Source organism: Nonomuraea sp. NPDC001636 (assembly GCF_040298265.1).
Lineage (GTDB): Bacteria > Actinomycetota > Actinomycetes > Streptosporangiales > Streptosporangiaceae > Nonomuraea.
Window position 1 is genome coordinate 89,474 of sequence record NZ_JBEOZT010000024.1, and the last position, 26,999, is coordinate 116,472.

The window sequence follows — 26,999 nt, forward strand, 5'->3', positions numbered from 1 at the left end:
CATGCGCGACAACGGAGTCGTGAACGTCGGCCCCGAGCCTTTGAGCTTCGACGACGTCATCAAGGTGGCCCGCCACGGCGCCGCCGTGCAGCTCACCGACGACGCGGTGGCCGCCATGGCGGCCGCCCGCCAGCGGGTGGACGAACTTGCCGAGAGCCCCGTGCCCGCCTACGGCGTCTCCACCGGGTTCGGCGCCCTGGCCACCCGGCACATCGACCCCGCGCTGCGCGCCCAGCTCCAGCGCTCGCTGGTGCGCTCGCACGCGGCGGGCAGCGGCCCGGAGGTGGAGACCGAGGTGGTGCGCGCGCTCATGCTGCTGCGCCTGCACACCCTGGCCACCGGCCACACCGGCATCAGGCCGGGCACCGCCAAGACCCTGGCCGCGCTGCTCACCGCCGGCATCACGCCGGTCGTGCACGAGTACGGCAGCCTCGGCTGCTCCGGCGACCTCGCGCCGCTGGCCCACGTGGCGCTGACGCTGATGGGCGAGGGCGTCGTCCGCGACGCCGCGGGGGAGCTCCGGCCCGCCGGGGAGGCGCTCAAGCAGGCCGGCATCGAGCCGGTCGAGCTGGCCGCCAAGGAGGGCCTGGCCCTGATCAACGGCACCGACGGCATGCTCGGCATGCTCATCCTGGCCATCTCCGACCTCACCAAGCTGGTCAGGACCGCCGACATCAGCGCGGCGATGAGCGTGGAGGCGCTGCTCGGCACCGACCGCGTCTTCATGCCGGAGCTCCAGGCCCTGCGCCCGCACCCCGGCCTGGCCAGGTCCGCCGCCAACATGACCAGGATCCTGGCCGGCTCCGGCGTCATGGCCAGCCACCGCGACCCGCAGGCGTGCACCCGCGTCCAGGACGCGTACTCGCTGCGCTGCGCCCCGCAGGTCGCCGGCGCCGCCCGTGACACGATCGCGCACGCCGCCACGGTGGCCGGCTGGGAGCTGGCCAGCGCCGTGGACAACCCGGCCGTGCTCGACGACGGCCGGGTGGAGTCCAACGGCAACTTCCACGGCGCGCCCGTGGGCTACGTGCTCGACTTCCTCGCCGTCGTGGCCGCCGACCTGGCCTCGATGTCCGAACGCCGCACCGACCGCTTCCTCGACGTGGCCCGCAACCACGGCCTGCCCGCGTTCCTGGCCGACGACCCCGGCGTCGACTCCGGCCACATGATCGCCCAGTACACCCAGGCCGCGATCGTCTCGGAGCTGAAGCGGCTGGCCGTGCCCGCCAGCGTCGACTCCATCCCCAGCTCGGCCATGCAGGAGGACCACGTCTCCATGGGCTGGTCGGCGGCGCGCAAGCTGCGCAAATCGGTCGACGGGCTGACGCGGGTGCTGGCCGTCGAGGTGCTCACCGCGGCCCGCGCGCTCGACCTGCGCGCCCCCCTGGAGCCCGCGCCGGCGACCGCGGCCGTGGTCAGGGCGCTGCGCGAGAACGTGCCCGCGCCGGGCCCCGACCGCTTCCTCGCGCCGGAGATCGAGTCCGCCGTGCGGCTGGTGGCCGAGGGCGGCGTCGTGGCCGCGGTGGAGTCGGTCACCGGGCCGCTGGACTAACCCGTCCCGCTCAGCGGGGGAGGGCGACGATCAGGTCCATCTCCATCACCAGCCCCGGCCGGAACAGCTTCGACACCTCGACGGTCGTGCTGGCCGGGCGAGTGCCGGTGACGTACCGGCTGCGCACGTCCCTGAGCTGGAGGATGTCGTCCATGTCCGTCAGGTAGGTGCGGATGAAGGCGACGTCCTGCCAGGTCGCGCCCTGGTCGGCCAGGATGCGCGTGGTGACCGCGAAGATGTGCTCGGCCTGGTCCTTCAGCGAGCCGGGGGCGACCACGTGCCCCTGCTCGTCGAAGGCGGCCTGGCCGGAGACGTAGAGCATGTCGCCGACCCGGACGGCGTGCGAGTACGCGCCGTTCGTGGCCGGGATCGTGGACAGGTTCAGCGGCACCGCGCGCGCGGGCGGAGCCCCGCCGACGTGCTCGGCCACCGCCGTCAGGTCGCGTTCGCCGAGCCCGGCCGCTCGCGCCTCCTGCAGGCGTCGCCGGGCGGCCGTGGCCATCGACGCGCCCTCCCACGCCGCCAGCTCCAGGTCCTTGGCGGCCAGGCCGAGCGAGTACCGGGTCTCGGCGGCGGGCGTGCGCAGCCGTTCGGCGACCTGGCCGAGCGGCGTGCCGGCCAGCACGTCGAGCAGCGCGTCCCGGTCCACGCCGTGCGCCGCCCCGTACGCCAGCGTCTCGGCGACCAGCACCTGCGCGGGCACGATCGCGCTCATGACGGCGATCTTCATCGCCGCGCCGGACCCCAGCGGCCCGGTCTCGCGCACGCCGCCGAAGACCGACAGCACCTCGCGGCAGCCCGACACGTCACCGCCGGCCAGCACCACCAGCGAGCCGTCCGCCGCCGGGCCCACGCTGCCCAGCACCGGCGCGTCCACCAGCGTGACCGACGCGGGCAGCAGCTCCCGCAGCTCGCGCACCGCCTCCGGGCCGATCGTGGACATCTCCACCACCGTCGCGCCGGGCCGCAGACCGGGCAGCGCGGCCGTCAGCACCTCGCGCACCGCCGCCGGATCGCTGAGCATGCTGATCACCAGCTCCGCGCCCTCCACCGCCTCGGCGGCCGTCACACCGGTCCCGCGCCGCCACGTCGTCACCTTGTGCCCGGCCTCCACGAGTCGCCGAGCCATGGGGACGCCCATGCGTCCCTGTCCGAGAAATGCAATCACGGGAACAGTCAACCGGGATGCGAGGTATTCCACCACCGACTAGATTGCATGGCAGCCATGCATGAGACGAATGCCTTCGACCTCCAAGCCCTCCGCCTCTTCGACGAGGTGGCCAGGAGCGGTTCCTTCACCGCCGCCGCCGAGCTGCTCGGCTACACCCAGTCGGCGGTCTCCCGGCGCATCGCCGCGCTGGAACGGGCCGGCGGCGGCCCCCTGTTCGTACGCCTGGCCCGCGGCGTGCGCCTGACCCCCGCCGGCACGGCCCTGCACCGGCACGCCGTCGCCGTGCTCGACCGGCTGGCCCGCGCCGGCGAGGAACTGGCCGCCATCCACGCCGGCCGCGGCGGCACGCTGCGCGTGGGCGCGTTCGCCACCGCCAACGTCGACCTCATGCCCTCCACGCTGAAGCGCTTCCTGGCCGCCCATCCCGGCGTCGAGCTGCGCATGACGGAGGCGCTGACCTCGCGGCTGATGGACCGCCTGCACGCCGGGGCGCTCGACGTGGCCGTGATCAGCGACTATCCGGCCGGGCTGCCCGCCGAGGACGCCCGGCTCGTCCGGCTCGTCCGGCTCTGCCAGGACCGGCTGCTCGTCGCGCTGCCCGCCGGCCACCCGCTGGCCGCCGAGCCCGACGTGGACCTGCGCGACCTGGCCGAGGAGAGCTGGATCGAGGCCGCGCCGCGCGGGCAGCCGACGCCGCTGGTGGCCGCGTGCGCCGCCGCCGGGTTCACGCCGCGCGGCGGGCTGCGGGTGGCCGAATGGTCGGGCAAGTTCGGGTTCGTCGCCGCCGGGTTCGGCGTGACGCTGGTGCCCGAGCTGGCCGCGCGGGCGGTGCCGCCGAACCTGGTGCTCAAGGCGCTGCGCGCGGCCACCCCCGTCCGCACGGTGTACGCGGCCCTTCCCGAGATTCCCCTGCCCTCCGCGCTGGAACTGGTCGAGATGCTGGGACAATGGGAGATGTGTACGACGGTTTCGCCCACTTAAACGGTCATCTCGCCACCGGACTCCGCGACGTGACGACCGACCTCGCCGCCCTCGACGGCGCGGGCTGGTGGGCCGTTGTCGTCGACTACGAGGGCAAGGCGACCTGCGCCCGCTTCGACCGCGTGCGCCCGTCCGCGCTGCCCTCGCCCAGGAGCCCTTGGCACGGTCCACATCCGGGCCAGTGGCGTACCTCGCTCGACCGGGCCGCCTACGAACGCGGCGTGCGCGCGATCCGCGACCACATCGAGCGGGGCGAGGTCTACCAGGCCAACCTCTGCCGCGTCCTGTCCGCACCCGTCCCGCCCGGCGCCGATCCGCTGGCGCTGGCCGCGCGGCTGGCCGAGGGCAACCCGGCCCCGTACGCCGCCGTCGTCGACGTGCCCGGGCTGAGCGTGGTGTCGGCCTCGCCGGAGCTCTACCTGTCGCGCGAGGGCGACGTCGTGGAGTCCGGCCCCATCAAGGGCACCGGCGTCACCGCCGCCGACCTGCTGGAGAAGGACTACGCCGAGAACGTCATGATCGTCGACCTGGTCCGCAACGACCTGGGCCGGGTCGCGGCGGTCGGCTCGGTCGAGGTGCCCTCCCTGTGCGCGGTCGAGGAGCATCCGGGTCTCGTCCACCTCGTCTCCACCGTGCGGGCCAGGCTCGCGCCCGGAGCGGGCTGGCCGGAGCTGTTCGCCGCCACTTTCCCGCCCGGGTCTGTCACGGGCGCGCCCAAGTCGTCCGCTCTGCGCATCATCAATGAGCTCGAACCGGTCCCCCGGGGGCCCTACTGTGGTGCCGTGGGCTGGGTCGACGCCGACCGGGGCAGGGCGGCGCTGGCCGTGGGCATCAGAACATTCTGGATCTCAGCAGGCGAGATCCGCTTCGGCACCGGCGCGGGCATCACGTGGGGCAGCGACCCCGCGCGTGAATGGTCCGAGACCGAGCTGAAGGCGTCCAGGCTCATCTCACTGGCATCCTCAGGAGGAAACGCATGAACATCCCTGTCTGGGTCAACGGGGAACTGATCGACCCCGCGCAGGCCACCGTCTCCGTGTTCGACCACGGGCTCATGGTCGGCGACGGCGTCTTCGAGACGATCAAGATCGTCGACGGCGAGTCGTTCGCGCTCACCCGGCACCTCGACCGGCTCACCCTCTCGGCCCAGCGCATGGACCTGCCCGAGCCCGACGTCGAGGCCATCGCCGAAGGCGTCGGCAAGCTGCTGGCGGCCGCCCCCGCCTGGCCGCTCGGCCGCATCCGCATCACCTACACCAGCGGCCCCGGCCCGCTCGGCTCCGACCGGGGCAACCAGGGCACCACGTCGATCATCATCGTCGACGAGCAGAAGCCGTTCCCCGAGACCGCCGACGTGGCCGTCGTCCCCTGGCCGCGCAACGAGCGCGGCGCGCTGTCCGGCGTCAAGAGCACCTCCTACGGCGACAACGCCAAGGCCCTGCTGCACGCCAAGAACCAGGGCGCCGGGGAGGCGATCTTCGGCAACCTCGCGGGCGACCTGTGCGAGGGCACCGGCTCCAACATCTTCATCGTCCGCGACGGCCGCCTGATCACCCCCACGCTCGCCTCCGGCTGCCTGGCCGGCGTCACCCGCGCGCTGGTGCTCGAATGGTGCGGCGGCGAGGAGACCGACGTCCCGCTGCAGGCCCTGTACGAGGCCGAGGAGGCGTTCCTCACCTCCACCACCCGCGACATCCAGCCGATCAGGCTGGTCGACCGGACCGAGCTGCCCACCGCGCCCGGCCCGATCACCGCCAAGGCCATGCGGATCTTCGCCGAGCGCGCCGCCGCCGACCTCAACCCCTGACCCGCCCCCGACAGGGCCCCGCCTCCGGGGCCCTGTCCCTTCGTCCCTCAGTACGACTTCTGCGTCTGGACGTTGAACTCGTCCATCTTCACCTGCTTGGCCGGATCGGTGATCGGGTCGTCGATGCGCAGCACGTCCAGGCCCTCGCGCATGTCGCTGGAGTAGATGTAGCCGTTGTAGTAGTAGGCCGACCACGAGCCGGCGATGCCGCCCTCCGGGTACGGACGCCGCTCGAAGAAGCCGATCTCCCTGGGGTTGGCCGAGTCGGTGAAGTCCCAGATCGACACCCCGCCCTGGTACCACGACTGGACCATGACGTCCTTGCCCTTCACCGGGATCAGCGAGCCGTTGTGGGCCACGCAGTTCTCGTCCGGCTCCTGGTTGCGCGGGATCTTGAAGTAGCCCCGGCGCTCCAGCTTGCCGTTCACCAGGTCGTACACGGCGTCGGCGCCCTTGGTGCGCGGCGTGCCGGCGTCGCAGGTGGCCTGGCTGCCGCCGCCCAGCTCGTCTCCGAAGACGACCTTCGTCGCGTCGTTGTTGAACGTCGCCGAGTGCCAGATCTGGAAGTTCTCGGTGTCGCGGATCTGCTGGATCACCCGTGGATTGACCGGGTCGGAGATGTCGAGCAGCACGCCGTCGCCGAAGCAGGCCGCCGCGGCGAGCTTCTTCTCCGGGTAGGCGGTGATGTCGTGGCAGCCGGCGAACATCTCGGTGTTCTGCTCCTGGGGGAAGATGTTCGGCTGTGCCACGACCTTGGCGGACTTGGGGTCGTCCAGCGGGATCTCCACGATCTGGATGTTCTGGTGCGGCGGCGAGCAGGTCCGCGAGTCCGGCTCGGGGCCGGGGGAGGAGACGTAGACGTAGAGCTTGTCGTCGGTGGGGACCATGGTGTGGGTGTGGGAGCCGCAGTCCGTCAGCACCGCGCCGACGTAGCGCGGGCGCTTCTTGTCGCTGATGTCGAACAGGCGCAGACCCTCCCAGTTGCGGGTCTCCTCGTTGGAGTCGCAGCCCGCGCTGCCGCGTGGCTCGTCGACCGAGAGGATCAGCAGGTCGCCGTGCACGCTGACGTCGTTCTGCTGCGCCGGGCAGGACACCTGGCTCACCGTCTTGGGCTTGGCCGGGTCGCTGATGTCATAGATCGTGAACCCGGCGAAGTTCCCGACGAACGCGTAATCGCCCTGAAAGGCCAGGTCGGTGTTGAAGTTGTCGTCCCCGGCGAACGGGCCGGAGCGCGGGACGTTCGCCACGTGCTTGACGTTGGCGCTGGTCAGCACCTCGCCCGTGCCTGAGGCCGTGCCCGACGCCGTGCCGCTCTCCTTCGAGGAGGCCGGCCGCGGATCACCGGCCGGCGGCGGTTCCGCCGCGCACGCCGCCGAAGTCAGCAACAACGCCGCACACAACACCGCTCCGCGCAACTTGGCGAAGATCAACACGCGTCCCCTTTATCGCTCGTGGCCCACTATGGAAGTTATGCCAGCACGTTGGTGGCCGCGTACGATCTCCATCACAGTTGTGATGACATTTGCGCTTTCGGCCTGTTCTCAGCCGCCTGCCCCGGTCATCCCGGTCGTCGGGACGGACGCCCCCGTCCTGGTGCCCGCCGACCCCGGAGCCCCAGCCCGGACGGCCACCCCCGGGGAACGCGTCGGACCGAGCCCGGCCCCCACCCTCGCCGCCGACGTGCGCTTCGCCGAGGCGATGATCCCGCACCACCGGCAGGCGCTGGAGATGACCTCCCTGGTCGAGGCCCGTACGACCACCCCGGTCGTCCGCGCGCTCGCCCGCTCGATCACCGCCGCCCAGACCCCCGAGATCAGGTCCATGACCGTCTGGCTCGCCGAACTCGGCCGCCCGGCACCCGCCGGCCACGACCACGGCGCGGCGGCCGGCTACGGCATGGCCACCGAGCAGCAGCTGAACGCCCTGCGAGGGGCCAAGGGGGCCGCGTTCGACCAGCTGTTCCTGCGCCTGATGACCCGGCACCACCAGGGCGCGGTGAAGATGGCGGGGGAGGAGCTGGCCGGCGGCCGCGACTACCGCATGCGCCTGCTGGCCAGGGACGTCTACTCCGGCCAGAGCATCGAGATCGAACGCATGCGCCAGGCCGCGGCCACCCTCCCGTCCCTCCCGTCCCTCCCGTCCTGACGCCGCACATGCCGAGGCCCCGGCGTCGGGGTGGACGCCGGGGCCTCGGGTGTGACGGTTCAGGACGGCCAGAGCATGTTGGTGAGCTCGGCGTCCAGGTCCATGAAGTCGGTCTCGCGCCCCGCGGGCACCTTCTCGTACGTCCGGTGGAGGAACTCCGTGAGGGGGGCCAGCGGCACTTCGAAGAGCGCCTGCCCGAACGGCGAGGTGAGGCTGATGTGCAGGGTGCGCTCGCCATCGGCGCGTGCGGGCCATACCTGCACGTCGCCGTCGCCGACCCGCCGCACGATGCCTACGGTCAGCAGTTCACGAGCAAAGATCCACTCGACCGGCTCGTCGTTCCCTACGTGGAAGGCCATGCGGATGGCATACGGATCGTCGGCTGTGTAGCTCAGTCCGGCGAGCAGGGGGACGGTAGTACGGTCGGGGACCACTAGCCGAAGGCCAAGCTCGGCGGAGACGGTGGTGCTGTTCATCGTCAGCCAAACCTTTTCGTCGTAGGTCCCCTCTTCGGGGCTTTCACTGCTCTGACGGACTTCGTCCTGAGCTATGACGCGGAACGAAGAAACCTGTAGGAAAGATTCCGCCTCAAGGGCCTTCTGTAACGCACATCACAGCTGGACATTTAGGCATCTACCTGGCTAAACGGCATCAATCGGGTCGTATTTGCGAGGGTTTTGCTGTTGTAGAGCCTGCCCCGACGGGCTCGACCAAGAACGTTTCTACCGAAAAGATCGCGATCGGTGTCTTCCGGGACACGTCGATGGTATGACACCGACCCACCACGCCGATGGGCAACCGCCGCCTTTCGCTCGAATCCCTCGCGCCAGGGGCCCCCGAAGATCGCCCCGCGACCGCTCCGTTTCGCCACCACCCCGAGAGTGCGGTATGGTTTTCCCCGTCAGCACCGCAAGGCGCCGACAGGGCGGGCGATTAGCTCAGCGGGAGAGCGCTTCGTTCACACCGAAGAGGTCACTGGTTCGATCCCAGTATCGCCCACTCGTTAGGTGCAGGTGGAGGGGTTTCGGAGATCATCCGAAGCCCCTTCTCGCATTTCGGGGGCCAATCCGGGGGCCGTCGCGCTTGGATCTCAATCTGTCGGCTGTTCGCCGTTGATGGTGATCCGCGGCCAGGCTCAGGTCGTGGAACGCGACGTCGAGGTGAGTGACGACGGGATCGCGCCCGGCTGCACCGGGCACTGGAGAGGCTCGATCGTCCGCTCGCCGTCGAGGAGCCGGCTGTTCATGCCGGCATGAGCGGCCGCGGCCTTCACCGCGACCTGCGGGCGGCGACGGGCACGAGCCCCGTGAAGTGGCTGCTGCACAGGCCCGCCCAGCAGGGAGTCGGCGGGGCGTCATCCCTGAAGACGAGGTTCGTCGGGCTCTACCCTCCTGGGTTGAGCCGGGGGTCCTCCTCACGCCAGAGGCGGCGGACGTGCGCGCTTGGCACCGTGAAGTGGGTGAAACGTGCACTCATCATCACCGTCCTGGCTCTCACGCTGGCCGGCTGCGGCTCCGCCCCGCCGCAGCGCCTGACCGTCCCGAAGCCGACGGGCCCGCATCCGGTGGGCACCGTCTCGGTCCACCTGGTGGATCAGTCCCGCCCGGATCCCTGGAACGGCTCCGGCAGGAGGCGGGAGCTGATGGTCAGCCTGTGGTACCCGGCCCGGGACGTGCAGTCCCACCCGGTCGCCCCCTGGATGCCGAGGGCGGCGGCGGACCGGTACCTGAAGATGAACGACCTGGAGCCGGGCTCGGTGCTGCTGGACAGGACCGACGGCCACGAGGGCGCGCCCGCCGACACGAGCCTGGGCGAGCTGCCGGTCGTCCTGTACTCGCCAGGCGCCAACGCCTCGCGCGCCTACGGGACCGGCGTCGCCGAGGAGCTGGCCAGCAGGGGATACGCGGTGGTCACCGTCGATCACCCCTATGACGCGGCGGTCGTGGAGTTCCCCGGCGGACGGGTGGAGGCGGGGCCCGAGGTGACCGACTTCGCCAAGGCGGTCGACGTCCGGGTGGCCGACGTGCGTTTCGTCCTGGACAGCCTGCCTGCCCTGGAGGAGAAGGTGCCCGGCCGTGCCGGGAAGCCGCTCTTCGACCGCGCGCGGATCGGGATGTTCGGGCATTCGCTCGGCGGCGCGGCCACCTCCTCCGCCATGTACGCCGACCCGCGGATCAAGGCCGGGCTCGGCCTGGACGGCGCCGTGTTCGGCAAGGTGGCGAAGTCCGGCCTGGACCGGCCGTACATGGTGGTCGACACCGACGGGAAGGGCGGCATGGCCACCAATCCGACACTGCGTGCCTTCTGGGACGGGTTGCGGGGATGGCGGCTCAACGTGACGCTCAAGGGGGCGGCGCACAACTCCTTCGGCGACGACGTCCTGCTCATCCCCCTGTCGGCCGGGCCGCTGGGGCTGGGGAAGGAGCAGCTGGAGGAGGTCGTCGGCACGATCCCGGCCGAGCGGGCGCTGGCCTTCCAGCGCGCCTACCCGCTGGCCTTCTTCGAGCAGACGTTGCGCGGCCGTCCGCAGGCGTTGCTGCGGGGCCCGTCAGCCGCCTTCCCCGAGGTCTCCTACCGCCGCTGACGGCGCCCGCCCGCCGGCCGTGACCACGCCGCCCTCGTAGGCGGCGATGACGAGCTGCGCCCGGTCGTGCGCGGCGAGCTTGGCCAGCAGGCTGCGGACATGGGTCTTGACCGTCGCCTGCCCGATGCCGAGCCGCTCGGCGATCTGCGGGTTGGTCAGCCCCCGGGCCACCAGCACGAGCACCTCCCGCTCCCGTCCGGACACCTGGGCCAGGCCGGTCGCCAGCCGGGCCGGGATCGCGGCGGGCTCACGCCGGGCGAACTCCGCGATCAGCCGCGTGGTGACCGACGGGGCCAGCAGCGCCTGCCCTTCCCCGACGATGCGCAGCGCCTCCAGCAGGTCGCCGGGGCCGGTGTCCTTGAGCAGGAATCCGCTGGCTCCGGCGCGCAACGCCCCGTAGACGTACTCGTCGAGATCGAACGTGGTCAGCATCAGCACCCGCGTCCCGGCGGTCGCCGGGTCGGCCCGGATCAGCTCGGTGGCCCTGATCCCGTCGAGGCCGGGCATGCGGACGTCCATGAGCACCAGGTCGGGCCGCAGGTCGCGGGCCAGGTCCACGGCCTGCTGCCCGGTGCCGGCCTCGCCGGCGGTGGTCAGGCCGGGGGCGGTGTCGATCAGCCTGCGCAGGCCCGCGCGCAGCAACGCCTGGTCGTCGGCGATCAGTACCGTGAACGTGCTCACCTGTCGTCCTCCCCGGAAGCGCTTGGCAAGGGCAGTCTCGCGCGGACGGCGAAGCCGCCGCCGGGCTCCGGTCCCGCCGAGAACGTCCCGCCGTGCAGGACGACCCGCTCTTCCAGCCCGGCCAGCCCGTGACCGCCCGCACGCGGCGCACCCCCGCGACCGTCGTCGACGATCTCGACCACGACTTCGCGCCGCGCCCGGGTGACGACGGTCACCCGGCACCGGGCCGGGCCGGCGTGTCTGAGCACGTTGGTCAGCGACTCCTGCACGAGGCGATGGACGACCAGGGCCGCCTCGCCGCCGAGCGCGAGGCCGGGCTCGACGTCGAGCTCCACCCGCACGTCACCGTCCGGGATCGCCGCGACCAGCTCGCGCAGCGTGTCCACCATGCGCGGCGCGCCGTCGTCCCGCTCTTCCGGGGTGTCGCGGAGCAGGCCCAGCAGGCCGCGCAGGTCCGTGAGCGCCTTGCGGCTGGTCTGCTCGATGATCGACAACGCCTCCCCGGCCTCCTCGGGGTGCGTGGCGGCGACGTGGTTGGCGATGCCGGCCCGCATGGAGATCAGGCCCATGCTGTGGGCGACGACGTCGTGCACCTCACGAGCCACCCGCAGCCGTTCCGCCGTCGCCGCGGCCTGCGCCGTCCGTGCGACGGCCTGGGCGGCGTACGCGCGCTGCTCCCGTACGGCGAGCCCGATCGTCCAGGCCAGGCCGAGCAGCAGCCAGGCGAACGCGCACGCCGAGGCCGCCTCCGTCCAGGAGGGGGCGCCGATCGCGGCGCCGGCGGCGGTCACCGCGAGCGCGGCCACCAGCGCCGTCACCGCCGTGCGGCGCGCCCGCAGCAGCGCCACCGCGTGCAGGGCGACGGCCAAGGGCACGAACGCCTCCTGCCACCCGGCGAACGGTGCGATCACCGCCGCCACCAGGACCGCCGCGCACACCGGCACCGGCCACCGGCGCCGGACCGCCGTCGGCAGGCAGGCCAGCGCGATCACCGGCACGGCCACGAACGGCGGCACCCGGGCGGACTCGGGCGCCAGCACCGCCGCCACCGAGAACCCGGCGCTCAGGGCGACGGCCGCGAACACGTCGACGGCGACCCAGTGTCCCGGCCGCAGCCTGCGTGCGATCAACAGACGCCGTTCGGCCATGCGCCCACCCTAGACGGACCGGGCCACGACGGCGTGCGCGATGTGGATCATGAAGCTGGGGGTGCGGGCATGTCGTACGTGCTCCGCGGTGTCGTCGGTGAGTTCGACCGAGCTTCGCCGCCGGGCCCGGAGCTTCCGGAGCAGCCGATGATGCACGCTGCGCCCGGCGGCACTGACGCTCCGGTGGTGCGAGCGCCAGGTCGGGACGGCCGCCCGCGGCGACTTGGCCCAATCGAATGACCGGGAATTGGCTCTAGGTTGACGCTGATGTCGGCCCCCTAAGATCCACGATCATGAAATCTCTTCCGATGCGTCTCATCGCCGCGGGCGCCTTCGTGGCGATGGCCGCGGCGGCCACGCCCGCGTACGCCGCTGCGCCCGCCGGCGACGCCGTGGTGAACGGCTCGCTGGACAACGGGGTCAAGGGCTGGTGGGCGTCCAAGAACACGCCGATCAAGGTGACGGGCGGGCGGCTGTGCGCCGAGGTGCCCGCGGGGGGTGACAACGTGTGGGCCGCGATGGTCGGGCAGAGCGGCATCGAGGTCCGGGCCGGCCAGACCTACCAGTTGAGCTTCGAGGCGACCGCCACGAAGACGACGAGGATCAGGTCGCTGGTCCAGGGCGGCGGCACGAAGCCCGCCGCGATCGTGGACGGCTACCCCGAGGTCGGCGGCGGCTCCAAGAAGTTCACCTACGCGGCCACGGCCAAGGTGTCGGACTCGGCAGCTCAGGTGTTGTTCCAGGTGGGCGGTGCGGACGCGCCGTACACGTTGTGCCTGGACAACGTCTCTCTCGTGCCCGTGCACCAGAGTGTGGTGAACGGCTCGCTGGACAACGGGGTCAAGGGCTGGTGGGCGTCCAAGAACACGCCGATCGAAGTGACGGGCGGGCGGCTGTGCGCCCAGGTCCCCGCGGGCGGTGACAACGTGTGGGCCGCGATGGTCGGGCAGAGCGGCATCGCCGTGGAGGCCGGGAGGACGTACCGGCTGAGCTTCAAGGCGTCGGCGACGCGGCCGGTGAAGATCAGGTCGGTGCTCCAGGACAGCGGCGCGAAGCCCGCCCCGATCGTGGACGGCTACCCCGAGGTCGGCACCGGGTCCAGGACCTACGCCTACCAGAGCACCGCCAGGACCTCGGACCAGGAGGCCCAGGTGTTGTTCCAGGTGGGCGGCGCGGACGCGCCGTACACGCTGTGCCTGGACGACATCCTGCTCACCGACTAGAACGCCGGCCGCGGCGGTCCGGCCGTCGTGGCGCGAGCCCCGGCGGACCGCTGCGCCGGCGGGCCGCCGGTCACCGAGGCTCGTCCGGCACGCCGGTGACCGGCACACCGCCCCGCGCCGCCGCGCGTGCCTGCTGCTTCTTCTCGCGGATCACCGCGTGGGCGTCGGCGATGGGGCCGAGATGCCGGAGCTTGTCGGGGTTGACGATCGAGCGGATGGTCTGGATGCGTCCGTCCAGGATGTCGAGCGTCCAGATGCTGACGATCCGGCCGGCGCGGTCGCGGATGATCGCGCCCGGCTGGCCGTTCACCTCGTGCGCCTCCAGCACCGCGCCGATCCGGCCGAACGGCGCGACGGCGACGGACAGCACCCGGGCCACCTTCGCGAGGCCGAGGACGGGCAGCGTACTGCCGATCTTGCCGCCGCCGTCGTTGACCAGCCGGACGTCGGCGGCCAGCAGTTCCCGCAGCCCCTCGACGTCCCCCTCCCTGAGCGCGCCGAAGAACCGCCCGGCGAGCTGGTCCCGCGACCGGCGATCGGCCTGGAAGCGGGGGCGGCCCGCGTCCATGTGGCGGCGCGCCTGCACCGCGAGCTGGCGGCAGGCCGCCTCCGACCGCTCCACGGCGGCGGCGATCTCCCGGTAGCTGAAGGCGAACACCTCGCGCAGCACGAAGACCGCGCGCTCCAGCGGGCTCAGCCGCTCCAGCAGGATCAGCGCCGCCATCGACACCGAGTCGGCCAGCTCCGCCGACCGCTCCGGGTCCTGGTAGGGGTCGGTCAGCAGCGGTTCGGGGAACCACGGCCCGACGTAGGTCTCGCGCCGGACGCGGGCCGAGCGCAGCACGTCGATAGAGATCCGGGTCACCGTCGCCGACAGGAACGCCTTGGGCGACTCGGGCCGGGCCGCGGCGCCCTCGTAGCGCAGCCAGGTCTCCTGGACGGCGTCCTCGGCTTCGCTCACGCTGCCCAGGATCCGGTAGGCGATCGCGAACAGCAGCGGCCGTAGCTCCTGGAACTCCTCGGTGCGGGTCACGCCGACCATTGGTATCACCACGGCCGGACAAAGGCGACAAAGTGTCGCAGGTCACACTCGGCTGAGCTCACATCCGTGCGGGGCTGTCTCGTCCAGGGGGTGTAACAGCTGAAAGGAGCACAGCATGCAGAAGGTCTGGTTCGTCACCGGCTCGTCCCGCGGCCTGGGCCGCCACTTCGTGACGGCCGCCCTGTCGCGCGGTGACCGGGTCGCCGCCACCGCCCGGAGCACCGCGAGCCTGAAGGAACTGGTCGACGTCCATGGCGACGCGGTGCTCCCGCTGGAGACGGACGTGACCGACAGGGCCGCGGTCTTCGAGAGCGTGCGGCGGGCGAAGGAGCACTTCGGCCGGCTCGACGTCATCGTGAACAACGCCGGCTACGCCCAGATCGGCGCGGTCGAGGAGCTGACCGAGCAGGACCTGCGCGACCAGCTGGAGACCAACCTGTTCGGCGCGGTGTGGGTGGTCCAGGCCGCGCTGCCGTACCTGCGCGAGCAGCGCTCGGGGCACATCATCCAGCTGTCCTCGGCCGCCGGGGTCATCGCCATGCCGCTCGGCGGCGCCTACCACGCCTCCAAGTGGGCCCTGGAGGGCCTGAACGAGGCGCTCGCCGGCGAGGTCGCCGAGTTCGGCGTCAAGGTGACCATCGTCGAGCCCGGCGGCTTCGCCACCCGGAACGGCAACAACCCCGACCCGCTCGCCAACGGCCACATGGCCACGACCGACCCGGCCTACGACGGTCTCCGCGAGCGCCTCGGTGCGATGGCGGGGAAGATGCCCGCGGGAGACCCGGCCGCCGCGGCGCAGGCGCTCCTGAAGCTCGTCGACTCGGCCGGCCCGCCGCTGCGGGTGCTGTTCGGCAAGGGCTTCCACCCGCTGATCCAGCAGGCCTACGCCGACCGGCTCAAGACCTGGGCCGACTGGCAGGACCTCTCGATCGAGGCGCACGGCCCGCTCCAAGCCGGGTGACCGGCCCGCTCGGTCTGACCCCTGACAAAAATGTCCTGACCCCTGACAAAAGTAAGGGTCCGCGCCTGCCTTTCGGGCATGTGGGGGGTGGTGGCGTCATTTCTACAGTTCTGTGCATGATCAGAACTCGCCGTAACCCCGCCCCCCTCCTCCTCGCCCTGACCCTGGCCCTCCCGGCGGCGGCCGCGGCGGCGGCGCCCGCCGCCGCCGCTGTCTCCACCGCGGGCGCCTCCGACGTGCGCGTCGCGATCCCGCAGCCCACCGGCCAGTACGAAGTGGGCCGCGACACCCTGCATCTCGTCGACGCCGACCGCCGCGACCCGTGGGTGCCGGCAGCCGCGCGCGAGCTGATGGTCTCGGTGTACTTCCCGGCGCGCACCGGCGGGAGCGCCGCGCCCTACATGACCGTGGACGAGGCCCGGCTGCTCCTCAAGGGGCAGCGGCTCGACACCGTCTTCAAGCCCGAGCAGCTCGCCGACGTCACCACCAACGCCCACCTGAACGCCCGTCCCGTCGGCGGCCGGCACCCCCTCGTGGTGCTCTCCCCGGGGTTCACCCTCAACCGGGCCACCCTGACCACGCTCGCCGAGGACCTCGCCTCCAAGGGGTACGTCGTCGCCCTCGTCGATCACGCCTACGAGTCGTTCGGCACGACCTTCCCCGGCGGCCGTACCCTGACCTGCGTCGCGTGCGAGACGGTGGAGAGCGCCCCCTCCGACGAGGCGGAGAAGGCGCTGATGGCCAAGGCCGCGGTCGGCCGGGCAGCCGACCTGTCCTTCGTGATCGACCGGCTGACCCGCCCCGCACGGTCCGCGCCCGCCTGGCGGCACTGGCAGATGATCGACCCGCGCCGGATCGGCGCCGCGGGGCACTCGCTCGGCGGCAACGCGGCGGCCAGTGTCATGGCCGCCGACCGGCGGGTCCGCGCCGGGGTGAACCTGGACGGCTCGTTCTTCGCCCCGGTCGCGGTCTCCGGCCTCGGCGGGCGGCCGTTCCTCATGCTCGGCACCAAGGTCCAGCACTCACCCGGCGCCGCCGACACCACCTGGACCCGGGACTGGCCCCGCCTGGACGGCTGGAAGCGCTGGCTCACCGTGGCCGACTCCGGCCACTTCACCTTCATCGACCTGCCCATCCTGGGCGCCCAGGGCGGGATCGTCGACCCTGCCGCGCCCCTGTCGGGCAAGCGGTCAGGCGAGATCACCACGTCGTACGTCGGCGCCTTCTTCGGCCGGCACCTCCGCGGCGAGCAGCAGCCCCTGCTGGACGGCCCGTCCGCCGCCGACCCGGAAGTGGCCTTCCAGAACCCCTGAGGCCGGGCCGGCCGCCTGCGCTCGCCGGCGCGCCCGGTCCGCGGGGCTGCCGAACGGGCTTCCGCCCCCGGCCTCCAGGTAGTCGCGCAGACTCGTCATGTAGTGCCGCCAGCTGCGGCTGCACATGCCGAAGCAGTCCAGGTCCCGGCTCAGGCCCCGGTGGCGGAAGACGAGCTCGGACGTGCCGCCGTCGGCCGGGGTGACGGTGAACGTGGGCCGTGTGCCGATCCAGTCGGGCAGGAAGGGGCAGGCGACGACGGTCCAGCGCACCGACGCCGGCCGGGTCGCCTCCTCGACGTGGATCACGAGCGGCTCGGGGGCGTTCATAAGGAACCGGAGCTCGCCGCCGGTCGTGCCGGACCCGGTCGCCGGGTTCCACCATGCCGCGAGCCCGGTGACGGTGGTGAGCGCGTCGAAGAGGGCGTCGGGAGCGGCGTTCACCCGCATGGTCGTCCGGTAGTCCGCAGAGCTGGTCATGGCCCGGTCCTTTCAGTGGTCGGACGCCGACGCCGCGGCGGCGATCGGTTCGAGCTCCGCGGCCAGCTCGTCGAGCTCGTCCGCGCTGAGCACGTCGTACGCCGGCGCGGCCAGTTCGTCGGTGAGCGCCTCGATCCGCCGCTTGGTCTCGCGGCCCGCGTCGGTGAACCCGCCGGCGGCGTCCACGAGGCCGCGGTCGCGCAGCCCGTCGACCACGGCGGCCAGCCGGGCCTTGGGCAGGTGGTGGATCCGGCCGAACTCCTCCGCCCGCATCCCGAGGGAGACGGCCATGAGGACGTGGGCCTCGGTGCCGCCGATGCCGTGGGCGACAAGGGCGGCGTTGTGGCCGTCGCCGCGGTGCTCCCGCAGCAGCGTCGCCGCGTGCCAGAGCCTGGCCACCGGCTCCTCGGGCACGTCGAGCGCGCGCAGCCCGGCGTACAGGGGCCGGCCCTCGGCCGGGGCGCTGAGCGCCGCGCGGGTGGCGAGGTCGGCGGCCCGCGCCAGACCGGGGGAGCCGGCGAGCTCTCCGATCATCTGCCGCAGGGCGGCGGTGCTGCCCTGTTCGCGCACGGTGATCGCCTCCTGCGGGGTGATCTTCCCCCACACCCAGGGGATGTGGCGGGCCACCTCGCCGTCGGCGAAGTTGTAGAAGACCGCGTGGACCACCTCGGCCGGCGCCAGGCCCAGCGGTGCGGCGCGGCCGGCGAAGTAGCCGTCCCAGTAGTTGCGCATGCCGACGGCCAGGAACGCCTCGTTGGCCACCTCGGAGAAGGTGGCGGTGGCGATCGGCTCGATGAGCTCGAACATGCGGTGGATCCTGGCCTGCGGGTGGTGCTGCATCGGTCGGCGTCTCCCTCGGTCGTGCTGGTCGTGACAGCCCCTCGTGGGCGACTGTTCACCCTGGCTACGAACGACGCGGCCCGGATCCGACAACTCCGGCGATAATTTTCCACGCTGATTGTGATCTACGTTGTAAAGGCGACGGCTCTCGGAGGCGGGTTTCCTGATCGGAGGATTCAATGTAGGTTAGCCTAACCTAACTAAGGAGCTCTGTGGTGGTTGACCCTTTTCGTGCCTTCGACGTCCGGGTTCAGGGCCTGCGGCGGCTGAGCCCGTCGTTCCTCCGCGTCACCTTCACCGGGGATGACCTGCACGAGTTCGCGGACAACGGGTACGACCAGCGCGTCAAGCTGGTCCTGCCGACCCCGGGCGCGGGCGTCACGCGCTTCCCGCGCGGAGCCGACTGGTTCAAGCAGTGGTACGCCCAGGGCGACGAGCGCAACCCGCTGCGCACCTACACCGTCCGCGCGGTCCGCCCGGAGGCAGCCGAGGTCGACATCGACGTCGTCCTGCACGACGACTGCGCCGGGCCCGCCGGGCCGGCCGCCCGCTGGATCGCCGCCTGCGAGCCGGGCTCGGCGGCGGCGATCTTCGGCCCGAACGGCCGCTACGACGGCTTCCACGGCGGCCTGGAGTTCCGGCCGCCCGCCGGCTTCGGCACCGTGCTGCTCGCCGGTGACGAGACCGCCGTCCCGGCGATCGTCGGCATCCTGGAGCGCCTGCCCGCCCATGTCACCGGCGAGGCCCTGCTGGAGGTGCCGCACGAGGAGGACTTCCTCCCGGTCGCCGGCGCGCCGGGGGTGCGGGTCACCTGGCTCGCCCGCGGCGACGCCCCATGGGGCGCCCGCCTGGAGCCCGCCGTCGCGGAGGCCGCCGCCAGGCTCCTCCCCTCGGGCGCGGCGGGCGCCGAGCCCGAGGAGATCGACGTCGACGCCGAGATCCTGTGGGAGATCCCCGAGACCGGCGACGGCCACTGCTACGCCTGGCTGGCCGGCGAGGCGGCCGTGATCAAGCGGCTGCGCCGGCACCTGGTCTCCGAGCGCGGCATGGACCGCAAGGCCGTGGCCTTCATGGGCTACTGGCGTCAGGGCCGCTCCGAGGACGCCTGAGCCCGCCATGACGACCGACCCCCTGCTCCCGGGCCCCTCCGGCCCCGCGCTCACCGGCACTGACCTGTGTCTGGGCTACGCGGGCCGTCCCGTCGTCGACGGGGCCTGCATCAGCCTGGCCACCGGCGCCGTCACCGCCCTGGTCGGGCCGAACGGCAGCGGCAAGTCCACCCTGCTGCGCGCCCTGGCCCGGCTGCACCGCCCCGACTCCGGCGAGGTCCGGCTGGCCGGCGGCGCCGACGCCCTGGCCCTGTCCGCCCGCGACTTCGCCCGCCGGGTGACGCTGCTGGCGCAGAGCCGTCCCACCCCGACCGGCGTCCGCGTCAAGGACGTGGTCGGCTACGGCCGCCACCCCCACCGCGGCCGCTGGCGCGCGGGCGACCCCGGCGGCGAGGCGGCGGTCGAGCACGCCATGGAGCTGACCGGCGTGCGCGCGATGGCCGGACGCGCCGTGGACGAGCTGTCCGGCGGCGAGATGCAGCGCGTGTGGCTGGCCACCTGCCTGGCCCAGGACGCCGGCGTGCTCCTGCTCGACGAGCCCACCACCTTCCTCGACCTGCGCTACCAGGTCGAGCTGCTCGAACTCGTGCGCGACCTGGCCGACCGGCACGGTGTGGCCGTCGGCGTCGTCCTGCACGACCTCAACCAGGCCGCCGAGATCGCCGACCGGGTCGTGCTGCTCCAGGGCGGCCGGGTCCGCGCCGACGGCGCGCCGTCCGAGGTGCTCACCGAGGACCTGCTCACCGCGGCCTACGGCATCCGCGTCGAGGCCACGATCGATCCGCTCACCGGACTGGTCCGCACCAGGCCGCTGGGCCGCCACCTGGCGACGAAAGGCTGAAAGATCCCCATGCGTTCCCTCCCGGCGGTCATGGCCGCCATGCTGCTGCTGACCGCCTGCGGCACGACGGAGCCCCCCGCCGCCCCCGCGGCCCGGGAGCCGTCGGCGGGCGCTGCGGCCCCGATCACCGTGACCGACGCCCGCGGCAAGCAGGTCACCCTCGACCGCCCCGCGACCCGCGTCGTCGGCCTGGAATGGGGGGAGGTCGAGATGCTGGTCGCACTCGGGGTCCAGCCGGTCGGCGCGGCCGACGTCAAGGGCTACGGCACCTGGGTCACCGCGGCCCCGCTCGACGCCTCCGTCAAGGACGTCGGCACCCGCCAGGAGCCCAGCGTCGACTCCATCGCCGCCCTTGAGCCGGACCTCGTCGTCATGGAGTCCGACGACTCCGCCCTCATCGGCCAGCTGGAGAAGATCGCCCCGGTCATCGTCGCCAAGGGCAGCGACGCCGCCGCGAACCTCACCCGCATGCGCGCCGACCTCACCCTGCTCGCCACCGCCGTCGGCAGGACGGAGCAGGCCACCAAGGTGATGGCCGACTTCGACGCCGCCATGGCCGATGGCAAAGCCAGGATCGCCGCCTCCGGCTCGGCCGGGCAGAAGTTCATGATGGCCGACGGCTGGAAGGACGGCAGCAAGATCTCCATCCGTCCGTTCGGCAAGGGCTCCCTAGTCTCCGACGTGGCCGAGCGGCTCGGCCTCGCCAACGCCTGGACCGGCCGGGTCGACGCGCAGTGGGGTCTCGGCAGCACCGACGTCGAGGGCATGACCGCGGTCAAGGACGAGAACCTGCGCTTCTTCTACAACGCCTCCGACGGCGTGGACGTCTTCGCCGGCCTGGCGGGCAACTCCCTGTGGAAGTCGCTGAGCTTCGTCAGGCGGAACCAGATCACCAGACTGCCCGACGGCATCTGGACCTTCGGCGGCCCCCTGTCGTGCCGGCAGTACGCCGACGCCCTGGTGAAGGCCTACGCCGGGTGATCACCGCAGTCGAGGCCCCCGCGGCGCCGCCGCGCAGGCTCGGCGTCGCGGGGGCCTTCCTCGTCACCCTGGCCGTCATCGCGGCCCTCGCCGCGCTGCACCTGACGCAGGGCACCTCCGACACCGACCTGTTCGCCCTCGACGAGCAGGCGATGAACGTGCTGGTCGCCTCCCGGCTGCCGCGGCTGCTGGCGGCGGTCAGCGTCGGCGTCGCGCTCGGCGCGGCGGGCGCGCTGCTGCAGTCGGTCGCGCGCAACCCGCTGGCCTCGCCCGACACCCTCGCCGTCAGCAACGGCGCGTACCTGGCGGTCGTGCTGGCCGCCACCTTCGGGCTGAGCCTGCCGGCCTTCCTGTCCGGCGGCCTGTCCTTCCTCGGCGGCCTGGCCGCGGCCGCCCTGGTGCTCGCCCTGTCGGCGGGCGGCAGGACCGGCACCACCCGGCTGATCCTGGCCGGCTCCGCGACCGCGCTGGCCCTGCAGTCGGTGACCACCCTGCTCATGATCCTCTTCCAGGAGGAGAACACCGGCCTGTTCGCCTGGGGCAGCGGCTCGCTGGTGCAGAGCGACCTCGGCGGCGTCACCCAGATGGCCCCGGTGATCGTGGTGGCGGTCGGGGCGGCCGTCGCCCTCGGCTCCCGCCTGGACATCCTCGGCCTGGGCGACGACACCGCCTCGGTGCTGGGCGTCGACGTCCGGCGGCTGCGGCTGACCGTCGTCGTGCTCGCCGTCCTGCTCTCGGCCGCCGCGGTCACCGTGGCCGGGCCCGTGGGCTTCGTCGGGCTGTGCGCGCCGGTCGTCGTCCGCCTGCTGGCGCGGCGGCTGCCGGGGCTGAGCCGGCATCGCGTCCTGGTGCCGCTCTCGGCGCTGGCCGGGGTGGTCGTCCTGCTGGCCGCCGACATCGCGCTGCGGTTCGTGCTCGGCGCGCAGGCGGGGGTGGACGTGCCGCCGGGCGTGGTGACCGCGATGCTGGGCGCGGGCGTGCTCATGTGGCTGGCCCGCCGGCACCGCGACGCCGGCCCGGCCCGGCGGCCGCCGACCGTCCGCACCGCCGGCCCCGGCCGCGCCGCCTTCGCGGTGCTCCTGCTGTCCGGTACGGCGCTGCTGGTCGTCGCCGCCGTGCTGGGCCTGCTCGGCGGCGACACCTGGTTGCTGCTCGGCGACGTCGCCAACTGGCTGCGGGGCAGGACCGGCAGGGCGCTGACGTACGTGCTCGACCAGCGCTGGCCGCGCGTCGCCGCGGCGGTCCTGGCCGGTGCGGCGCTCGCCGTGTCCGGCGCGGCCGTCCAGGCCGTCTCCCGCAACCCGCTGGCCGAGCCGGGCGTGCTCGGCATCACCGCGGGCGCCGGCGCGGCGGCCGTCGCGACGCTCACCCTCGTGCCCATGGCCGGGATCGCCGCGGTGTCCGGCGCGGCCGGGGTCGGCGCGCTCGCCGCCTTCGCCCTGGTCCACCTGCTGGCCTGGCGCGGCGGGCTCAGCTCCGACCGGCTCGTGCTCATGGGCGTCGGCGCGCACGCGCTGTTCAACGCGGTCACCGTGCTGATCATCGTCAAGTCCGACCCGTGGAACACCGCCAAGGCGCTCACCTGGCTCTCCGGCTCCACCTACGGGCGGGTCCCGGCCCAGCTGCTGCCGGTCGCCGTGGCGCTCGCGCTCTTCCTGCCGCTCGCGCTGTGGCTGCGGCGCGACCTCGACCTGCTCGCGCTCGACGAGGACACGCCCCGGGTGCTCGGGGTGCCGCTGGAACCCGTGCGGCTGCTCGCGCTGGGCGGCGCCGTGCTCGTCACCTCCACCGCGGTCTCGGCCGTCGGCGTGGTGGGGTTCGTCGGGCTCGTCGCCCCGCACGCCGCCCGCGCGCTCGTCGGCGGCAGGCACGTGCGGCTCCTGCCCGCGGCGGCGGTGCTCGGGGCGGTGCTGGTCAGCCTGGCCGACACGCTGGGCCGGACGGTGATCGCGCCCGCCCAGGTGCCGGCCGGGCTGGTCACCTCGCTGCTCGGCACGCCGTACTTCGTGTGGCTGCTCTGGCGCTCGCGCGCCGGGGGCCGGGCGGCCGCTCAGTGACCTTCCCTGGCGCGCCCGGGAAGGTCACGCCCAGTCGGCGCCGAGCAGCCGTTCCAGCTCGGCCTGGGTGCGGTCGGGGTCGTAGCCGGGGACGGCCTCGCGCATGAGGTCGTGGGTGCGCCGCTGAACGTCGGCGGACGCCGCCCGTACCGCCGCGAGCGTCTCCTCGGCCAGGTCCTGGCCGCCCAGCCGCAGGGCGCGCTGGTCGTAGCGGACGTCGAGGACGCGTCCGTCGGCGTCGACGGTCACCTGCACGTGGCCCGACGGCCCCTCGCCGGTGCCGATGACGGCCCGCAACTCCTCCTGCGCCGACTCCAGCCAGGCCAGCATGCGCTCGCCCCGGCGGGCGGCCTCGTCCAGCTCGCGTTCGCTGATGTTGGCGGGGTCGATCTCCGGCCCGAACACGCTTCGCCTCCTAGTAAAGGTCGTTGATCGCCTGCTCGACCCGCGCGCGTACGAAGGTCTCGTCCAGAGGCGCGGGCACGGCGGCGGTGGCGTCCCGGACCCCGTCGGCGATCTCCCGCGCCTGCCGCGCGGCGTCGTCCTGCGCGGCCCGCAGCACCTCGGCGGTCCTCCTGCCGAGCGCGGCCGCGTCCAGGCGCAGCGCCCGCGGGTCGATGCGCAGGCGGGTGAGGACGCCGTGGCCGTCGGCGGACGCCTCGACCAGCCCGTCGTCGCTCTCCGCGCGGCCCTCCACCCGGCCGATGGACGCCCGCGCGTCGTGCAGCGCCCGGATGGCGCGGCGGCTCTGGGCGACGTACTGGTGCAGGTACTCGGCGTCGTCCTCAGGAGCAGGTGAACGCATGTCGAACCCCCGGCGGTCAGTCACGTGAACGTTCAGTGTAGAGGTAAACGTCTGTGCCGGAATTGACTGGATATGCTTTCTGGGCATGACGGGATTTGAGATCGCCGCGGGGGCGGTGGGTCGTGACGGCGCGTACGTCACCGGCCATGGGGCGAACTACGACGCCGCGGTGACGCGGCTGCGGCAGCGGGGGAGCGGCGCCCGGACCTTCGGCGGCGAGGGGCTGTTCGCCACCATCATCGCCACCTACAACGAATGCCTGCAGACCTCGCTCGACGCGCTGACCGGGATCGGCGGGCAGATCGCCGAGACCGGCGAAGGGCTGCGCATGGTGGCGCGGAACACCCGGGCGGCGGAGAGCGCCACCGTCGAGAGCTTCGAGAGCCCCGCATGGCGGTGACGCTCGACCCGCACGTGGCGGGATTCCTCAACCTCATCGGTTTTCCCTGGCCGAACGACAACGAGGACGAGTGGCGTCTTGAGGCCGACGACTGGCGGGTCGTCCTCGCCGCGTCGTCGGCCCAGGGCGCGGCGGCCGACGAGTCGGTCCGCAACGCGGGGCAGTCCTACCAGGGCGACTCGGCCACGCACCTGGCCGGCCACTGGAACCAGGTCGGCGACGGCGGCGGCCACATCTCCCAGGCCGCCTCGGCGGCGAAGGTCGCGCCGGCCGTCCTCGACGGCACCGCGAACGTGGTCAGCGCGGTCAAGCTGGCCGTGGGCACGCAGGCCGCGTACGGACTGACCGCCGCCACCCAGGCGCTGCTGTTCGGCGGCGCCGCGGGCGGCATGATCGCCCTCGCCCGCATGCAGATGACCCGCCACGCCGTGGGCAAGGTGGCGCTCGAAGGCGCCGAGGGCACTGCCAGGGGCCTGGCCCCGGTGCTGAGCGGCCGGGTGACCGAGACCATGCGCCGCATCATGAAGGAGATGGAGAAGCGGCCGCACGCCCGCGACGGCATGCTCCAGATGCGGCGCAGGGGCGGCGGCAAGGGCGGGAAGGGCGGGAAGGGCGGGAAGGGCGGCGGCTACGACCCGAACGCCTCGGCGAGCTTCGACCCCAGCGCGCAGCGGATGCACGGCAGGTTGCCCAACAGCAACGACGTCAGCAAGATGACACCCGAGCAGGCCAGGCAGGCGGCGGCCGAGGTCAAGGACAGCATCCTCACCCGGAAGATGAACGAGGCCAAGCTCGGCAAGGACTCCGGGCACGCCGCCCGGCTGGAGCAGGAGCAGAAGCTCCTGAGCGACCTTGAGCGCAAGGCCAACGAGGGGAAATAGCACCACATGCAGACACAGACGGGCGACGACCTGATGGCGCGCATCCTCGCCCGCCCCGCCGACGACGAGGCCCGCGGCCAGGCCGCCAACGACCTGCTCAACGAGCTGTTCGACGGTTATCCCGTCGAGAACCTGCGCGTCCTGCTGCGCAGCGGCGACGACGACGCCGTGCAGACCGGCGCCTGGCTGCTGTCGGAGCTGGGTGAGCCGGCCGAGCCGCTGCTGGACGAGGTCCCCGCCCTGCTGGCCCATCCGCGGACCCAGGTGCGGTTCTTCGCCGTCGAGTTCGTGCTGCTCGCCGCGGACGAGCGGCACGCCGGCGTCATCGCCCAGACCCTCGCCCTGAGCCGGACCTCCGACACCGCCATCCGGTGGAAGGTCCTGCACTTCCTGGCGATGGCCTCGACCGAACAGCTCATGGCGGGGCTGTCCCGGCTGGCCGACCCCGAGGTCGGACGGCTCGCGGCCGGGCTGGTCGCCGCCGACACCGAGGACCCCGACCCGGGCGAGGTCGTCGCCGCGCTGGAGGGCGACGACCCGGTGGCCCGCCTGTTCGCCGCGGCGATCGCGACGCGCATGGCCGAGGACGACGCGGCGCTGCTGCGTCTTGCCGCCAGGGTGCAGGACGAGGAGGTCAGCTCGTTCGCGCAGTGGCAGCTCATGCGGCTTGAGGGCTAGCGCGCCCGCCTCACCGGCCGTCGAGGAGAAGCGGCAGCAGGACCAGGAGCCATTGAAGGCGACACGTCAGCGGGCGGGCGGGTCCCACCAGGTCAGGTTGGCGGCGGCCTGGGACAGCGGTTCGATGATCTCCCACGCCTCGGCGATGCGGCCGCCGTCCAGGCGCCAGATGTCCACGACCACGATCTCCGGGCCGCCGTCCGGCGCCTGGCGGCGCGAGTGCATCACGACGTGGTCGCCGTCGGCCAGCACGTGGTCGATCTCCACGCGCATGCCGGCCAGCGGGACGAGCGCGGCACGCACGGCGCCGAGCCATTCCGTCTTGGTCGAGGCCGCCGAACCGGGCCGGTGGTGGCGGAAGTCGTCGCTCAGCAGGGGCGCGAGCGCGTCGACGTCGCCCGTCCCGATCAGTTCCGTCAGCGCGCGCTGCACGATTGCCTTGTTGTCGGTCGTCATGGGGACACTCTGGCCAGCCCTGCCGGGGATGTCGATGAAAAGGGATTTCATGGCCGACGTCCAGTAGTCTCGGCGGCCATGCGGACTGTCGGGGACATGTTGCGGCAATGGCGGCACCGCCGGCGGCTCAGCCAGCTCGATCTCGCGATCGCCGCCGGCGTCTCGGCCCGGCACGTGAGCCTGGTGGAGACCGGCAAGTCCAACCCGAGCGCCGAGATGATCCTGCGGCTGGCCGGCCAGCTCGACGTACCGCTGCGGGAGCGAAACCGGCTGCTGCTCGCCGCCGGTTTCGCCCCCCGGTACGCCGAGCAGCCGCTCACCGGGGACGCGCTGTCGACGGCCGGGGAGGCGATCGCGCGGGTGCTGCGCGCCCACGAGCCGTACCCGGCGGTGGTCCTCGACCGCCGGTGGAACATCGTGATGAGCAACCGCGCCATCGACCCGTTCCTCGTGGACGTCGCGCCCGACCTGCTGCGTGCGCCGGTCAACATCGTCCGGCTGGGGCTGGAGCGCGGCGGGCTCGCTCCCCGGATCGTCAACCTGCCCGAGGTGCGCGCGGTGCTCCGGGCCCGGATCTCACGTCAGCTCGCCGTCGCCCCCGACGCCGAGCTGCAGGCGATCTACGAGGAGCTGCTCGCGCCGGGCTTCGAGGAGGCGGGCCGGTCGGCCGGGTCGGAGGTCACCGTCCCGATGATCTTCCGGTTCGGCGACGCCGAACTGCGGCTGTTCTCGACCACCACCACCTTCGGCACCCCGATGGACATCACGCTAGACGAGATCTCGATCGAGTCGTACTACCCGGCCGACGCCGAGACCGCCGCCTATTTCGTGAAGTTCGGCGCGGAGGTGCTGGCGGGGGAGTGACC

At 72.8% G+C, this 26,999-nt stretch carries 27 protein-coding genes, 1 tRNA gene and 1 pseudogene; 18 read left to right on the forward strand and 11 right to left on the reverse strand.

Features of this window, described 5'->3' with window-relative positions; all coding sequences use genetic code 11:
* The first annotated feature begins 1 nt into the window (after window position 1).
* A complete protein-coding gene (hutH, locus tag ABT158_RS36030; protein ID WP_352361293.1) occupies window positions 2-1,552 on the forward strand; it encodes a histidine ammonia-lyase in 1,551 nt (516 codons plus the stop codon).
* Window positions 1,553-1,562: 10 nt separating this feature from the next.
* On the opposite strand, the gene ABT158_RS36035 is transcribed toward hutH, so the two are convergent.
* Window positions 1,563-2,756 carry a Rid family hydrolase gene (locus tag ABT158_RS36035; RefSeq protein ID WP_352361295.1) on the reverse strand — a complete coding sequence of 398 codons (1,194 nt, stop codon included), beginning with the start codon at window positions 2,754-2,756 and terminating at the stop codon, window positions 1,563-1,565.
* A 21-nt stretch (window positions 2,757-2,777) separates the two neighbouring features.
* Between ABT158_RS36035 and ABT158_RS36040 the strand changes: the two genes are divergently transcribed.
* The 3 genes from ABT158_RS36040 to ABT158_RS36050 are packed head-to-tail and all read left to right on the forward strand — an operon-like array spanning window position 2,778 to window position 5,511.
* The gene (locus ABT158_RS36040) at window positions 2,778-3,704 is read left to right on the forward strand and encodes a LysR family transcriptional regulator (protein WP_352361297.1); all 927 of its coding nucleotides are present in this window, start codon (window positions 2,778-2,780) and stop codon (window positions 3,702-3,704) included.
* Between the two features lie 29 nt (window positions 3,705-3,733).
* Entirely contained in the window at window positions 3,734-4,684 is a 951-nt protein-coding gene (locus tag ABT158_RS36045) for a chorismate-binding protein (protein ID WP_352361299.1), read from the forward strand.
* Window positions 4,681-5,511: an aminotransferase class IV gene (locus ABT158_RS36050; protein WP_352361301.1), complete on the forward strand. Its 831-nt coding sequence runs from the start codon at window positions 4,681-4,683 to the stop codon at window positions 5,509-5,511. Before ABT158_RS36045 ends, ABT158_RS36050 begins: the two co-directional genes overlap by 4 nt.
* A gap of 47 nt (window positions 5,512-5,558) precedes the next feature.
* Here the strand turns inward: ABT158_RS36050 and ABT158_RS36055 are convergent, their stop codons facing one another.
* On the reverse strand, window positions 5,559-6,944 hold the full coding sequence (locus tag ABT158_RS36055; RefSeq protein WP_502911597.1) for an LVIVD repeat-containing protein: 1,386 nt from the start codon (window positions 6,942-6,944) through the stop codon (window positions 5,559-5,561).
* 82 nt (window positions 6,945-7,026) lie between these two features.
* On the opposite strand from ABT158_RS36055, the gene ABT158_RS36060 reads away from it, so the two are divergent.
* The gene (locus ABT158_RS36060) at window positions 7,027-7,656 is read left to right on the forward strand and encodes a DUF305 domain-containing protein (protein WP_352361302.1); all 630 of its coding nucleotides are present in this window, start codon (window positions 7,027-7,029) and stop codon (window positions 7,654-7,656) included.
* A gap of 59 nt (window positions 7,657-7,715) precedes the next feature.
* Here the strand turns inward: ABT158_RS36060 and ABT158_RS36065 are convergent, their stop codons facing one another.
* Window positions 7,716-8,132: an SsgA family sporulation/cell division regulator gene (locus ABT158_RS36065; RefSeq protein ID WP_020547189.1), complete on the reverse strand. Its 417-nt coding sequence runs from the start codon at window positions 8,130-8,132 to the stop codon at window positions 7,716-7,718.
* A gap of 451 nt (window positions 8,133-8,583) precedes the next feature.
* Between ABT158_RS36065 and ABT158_RS36070 the strand changes: the two genes are divergently transcribed.
* Window positions 8,584-8,655 (forward strand) — tRNA-Val (locus tag ABT158_RS36070).
* Window positions 8,656-9,115: 460 nt separating this feature from the next.
* Complete coding sequence (locus ABT158_RS36075) at window positions 9,116-10,240, forward strand: alpha/beta hydrolase family protein (protein ID WP_352361304.1); 1,125 nt, start codon at window positions 9,116-9,118, stop codon at window positions 10,238-10,240.
* Here ABT158_RS36075 and ABT158_RS36080 read toward each other — a convergent pair.
* Window positions 10,205-10,921 carry a response regulator gene (locus ABT158_RS36080; RefSeq protein ID WP_352361306.1) on the reverse strand — a complete coding sequence of 239 codons (717 nt, stop codon included), beginning with the start codon at window positions 10,919-10,921 and terminating at the stop codon, window positions 10,205-10,207. The two genes, ABT158_RS36075 and ABT158_RS36080, sit on opposite strands and share 36 nt — an antisense overlap.
* Complete coding sequence (locus tag ABT158_RS36085; RefSeq protein ID WP_352361308.1) at window positions 10,918-12,069, reverse strand: sensor histidine kinase; 1,152 nt, start codon at window positions 12,067-12,069, stop codon at window positions 10,918-10,920. Before ABT158_RS36085 ends, ABT158_RS36080 begins: the two co-directional genes overlap by 4 nt.
* A 293-nt stretch (window positions 12,070-12,362) precedes the next feature.
* Here ABT158_RS36085 and ABT158_RS36090 point away from each other — a divergent pair, with 293 nt between their 5' ends.
* The gene (locus tag ABT158_RS36090) at window positions 12,363-13,292 is read left to right on the forward strand and encodes a carbohydrate binding domain-containing protein (protein ID WP_352361310.1); all 930 of its coding nucleotides are present in this window, start codon (window positions 12,363-12,365) and stop codon (window positions 13,290-13,292) included.
* A gap of 70 nt (window positions 13,293-13,362) precedes the next feature.
* On the opposite strand, the gene ABT158_RS36095 is transcribed toward ABT158_RS36090, so the two are convergent.
* Complete coding sequence (locus ABT158_RS36095; protein WP_352361455.1) at window positions 13,363-14,325, reverse strand: RNA polymerase sigma-70 factor; 963 nt, start codon at window positions 14,323-14,325, stop codon at window positions 13,363-13,365.
* 124 nt (window positions 14,326-14,449) lie between these two features.
* On the opposite strand from ABT158_RS36095, the gene ABT158_RS36100 reads away from it, so the two are divergent.
* Together ABT158_RS36100 and ABT158_RS36105 are read left to right on the forward strand one after the other, a co-directional pair.
* A complete protein-coding gene (locus ABT158_RS36100) occupies window positions 14,450-15,295 on the forward strand; it encodes an SDR family NAD(P)-dependent oxidoreductase (RefSeq protein WP_352361312.1) in 846 nt (281 codons plus the stop codon).
* Between the two features lie 116 nt (window positions 15,296-15,411).
* On the forward strand, window positions 15,412-16,608 hold the full coding sequence (locus ABT158_RS36105) for an alpha/beta hydrolase family protein (RefSeq protein WP_352361314.1): 1,197 nt from the start codon (window positions 15,412-15,414) through the stop codon (window positions 16,606-16,608).
* 84 nt (window positions 16,609-16,692) lie between these two features.
* Here the strand turns inward: ABT158_RS36105 and ABT158_RS36110 are convergent.
* Window positions 16,693-17,085 (reverse strand): annotated as a pseudogene (locus tag ABT158_RS36110) (SRPBCC family protein); the annotation flags it as partial.
* Window positions 17,086-17,097: 12 nt separating this feature from the next.
* On the reverse strand, window positions 17,098-17,925 hold the full coding sequence (locus tag ABT158_RS36115) for a MarR family winged helix-turn-helix transcriptional regulator (protein WP_352361316.1): 828 nt from the start codon (window positions 17,923-17,925) through the stop codon (window positions 17,098-17,100).
* Between the two features lie 215 nt (window positions 17,926-18,140).
* Between ABT158_RS36115 and ABT158_RS36120 the strand changes: the two genes are divergently transcribed.
* Genes ABT158_RS36120 through ABT158_RS36135 form a run of 4 tightly spaced genes read left to right on the forward strand, consistent with a single transcriptional unit; the run spans window position 18,141 to window position 22,913 of the window.
* The gene (locus ABT158_RS36120; protein WP_352361318.1) at window positions 18,141-19,034 is read left to right on the forward strand and encodes a siderophore-interacting protein; all 894 of its coding nucleotides are present in this window, start codon (window positions 18,141-18,143) and stop codon (window positions 19,032-19,034) included.
* Window positions 19,035-19,041: 7 nt separating this feature from the next.
* Window positions 19,042-19,875, forward strand: a complete 834-nt coding sequence (locus ABT158_RS36125; RefSeq protein ID WP_352361320.1) for an ABC transporter ATP-binding protein — start codon at window positions 19,042-19,044, stop codon at window positions 19,873-19,875.
* A gap of 9 nt (window positions 19,876-19,884) precedes the next feature.
* Window positions 19,885-20,856 carry an ABC transporter substrate-binding protein gene (locus tag ABT158_RS36130; RefSeq protein WP_352361322.1) on the forward strand — a complete coding sequence of 324 codons (972 nt, stop codon included), beginning with the start codon at window positions 19,885-19,887 and terminating at the stop codon, window positions 20,854-20,856.
* Window positions 20,853-22,913: an iron ABC transporter permease gene (locus tag ABT158_RS36135; RefSeq protein WP_352361324.1), complete on the forward strand. Its 2,061-nt coding sequence runs from the start codon at window positions 20,853-20,855 to the stop codon at window positions 22,911-22,913. The genes ABT158_RS36130 and ABT158_RS36135 overlap by 4 nt, the downstream gene beginning before the upstream one ends.
* 24 nt (window positions 22,914-22,937) lie before the next feature.
* Here ABT158_RS36135 and ABT158_RS36140 read toward each other — a convergent pair whose 3' ends face one another.
* Together ABT158_RS36140 and ABT158_RS36145 are read right to left on the reverse strand one after the other, a co-directional pair.
* Window positions 22,938-23,318: a YbaB/EbfC family nucleoid-associated protein gene (locus tag ABT158_RS36140; RefSeq protein ID WP_352361326.1), complete on the reverse strand. Its 381-nt coding sequence runs from the start codon at window positions 23,316-23,318 to the stop codon at window positions 22,938-22,940.
* A gap of 10 nt (window positions 23,319-23,328) precedes the next feature.
* Complete coding sequence (locus tag ABT158_RS36145; protein ID WP_352361328.1) at window positions 23,329-23,742, reverse strand: YbaB/EbfC family nucleoid-associated protein; 414 nt, start codon at window positions 23,740-23,742, stop codon at window positions 23,329-23,331.
* A 61-nt stretch (window positions 23,743-23,803) separates the two neighbouring features.
* Here ABT158_RS36145 and ABT158_RS36150 point away from each other — a divergent pair, with 61 nt between their 5' ends.
* The 3 genes from ABT158_RS36150 to ABT158_RS36160 are packed head-to-tail and all read left to right on the forward strand — an operon-like array spanning window position 23,804 to window position 25,677.
* Window positions 23,804-24,118 (forward strand): hypothetical protein, encoded by a 315-nt coding sequence (locus tag ABT158_RS36150; RefSeq protein WP_352361330.1) that lies wholly within the window; start codon window positions 23,804-23,806, stop codon window positions 24,116-24,118.
* On the forward strand, window positions 24,109-24,999 hold the full coding sequence (locus tag ABT158_RS36155; RefSeq protein WP_352361331.1) for a WXG100-like domain-containing protein: 891 nt from the start codon (window positions 24,109-24,111) through the stop codon (window positions 24,997-24,999). Before ABT158_RS36150 ends, ABT158_RS36155 begins: the two co-directional genes overlap by 10 nt.
* Before the next feature lie 6 nt (window positions 25,000-25,005).
* Window positions 25,006-25,677 carry a hypothetical protein gene (locus tag ABT158_RS36160; protein WP_352361333.1) on the forward strand — a complete coding sequence of 224 codons (672 nt, stop codon included), beginning with the start codon at window positions 25,006-25,008 and terminating at the stop codon, window positions 25,675-25,677.
* 66 nt (window positions 25,678-25,743) lie between these two features.
* Here the strand turns inward: ABT158_RS36160 and ABT158_RS36165 are convergent, their stop codons facing one another.
* Window positions 25,744-26,133: a nuclear transport factor 2 family protein gene (locus ABT158_RS36165; RefSeq protein WP_352361335.1), complete on the reverse strand. Its 390-nt coding sequence runs from the start codon at window positions 26,131-26,133 to the stop codon at window positions 25,744-25,746.
* Between the two features lie 78 nt (window positions 26,134-26,211).
* Here ABT158_RS36165 and ABT158_RS36170 point away from each other — a divergent pair, with 78 nt between their 5' ends.
* Window positions 26,212-26,997 carry a helix-turn-helix domain-containing protein gene (locus ABT158_RS36170; protein WP_352361337.1) on the forward strand — a complete coding sequence of 262 codons (786 nt, stop codon included), beginning with the start codon at window positions 26,212-26,214 and terminating at the stop codon, window positions 26,995-26,997.
* The last annotated feature ends 2 nt before the right edge of the window (window positions 26,998-26,999 follow it).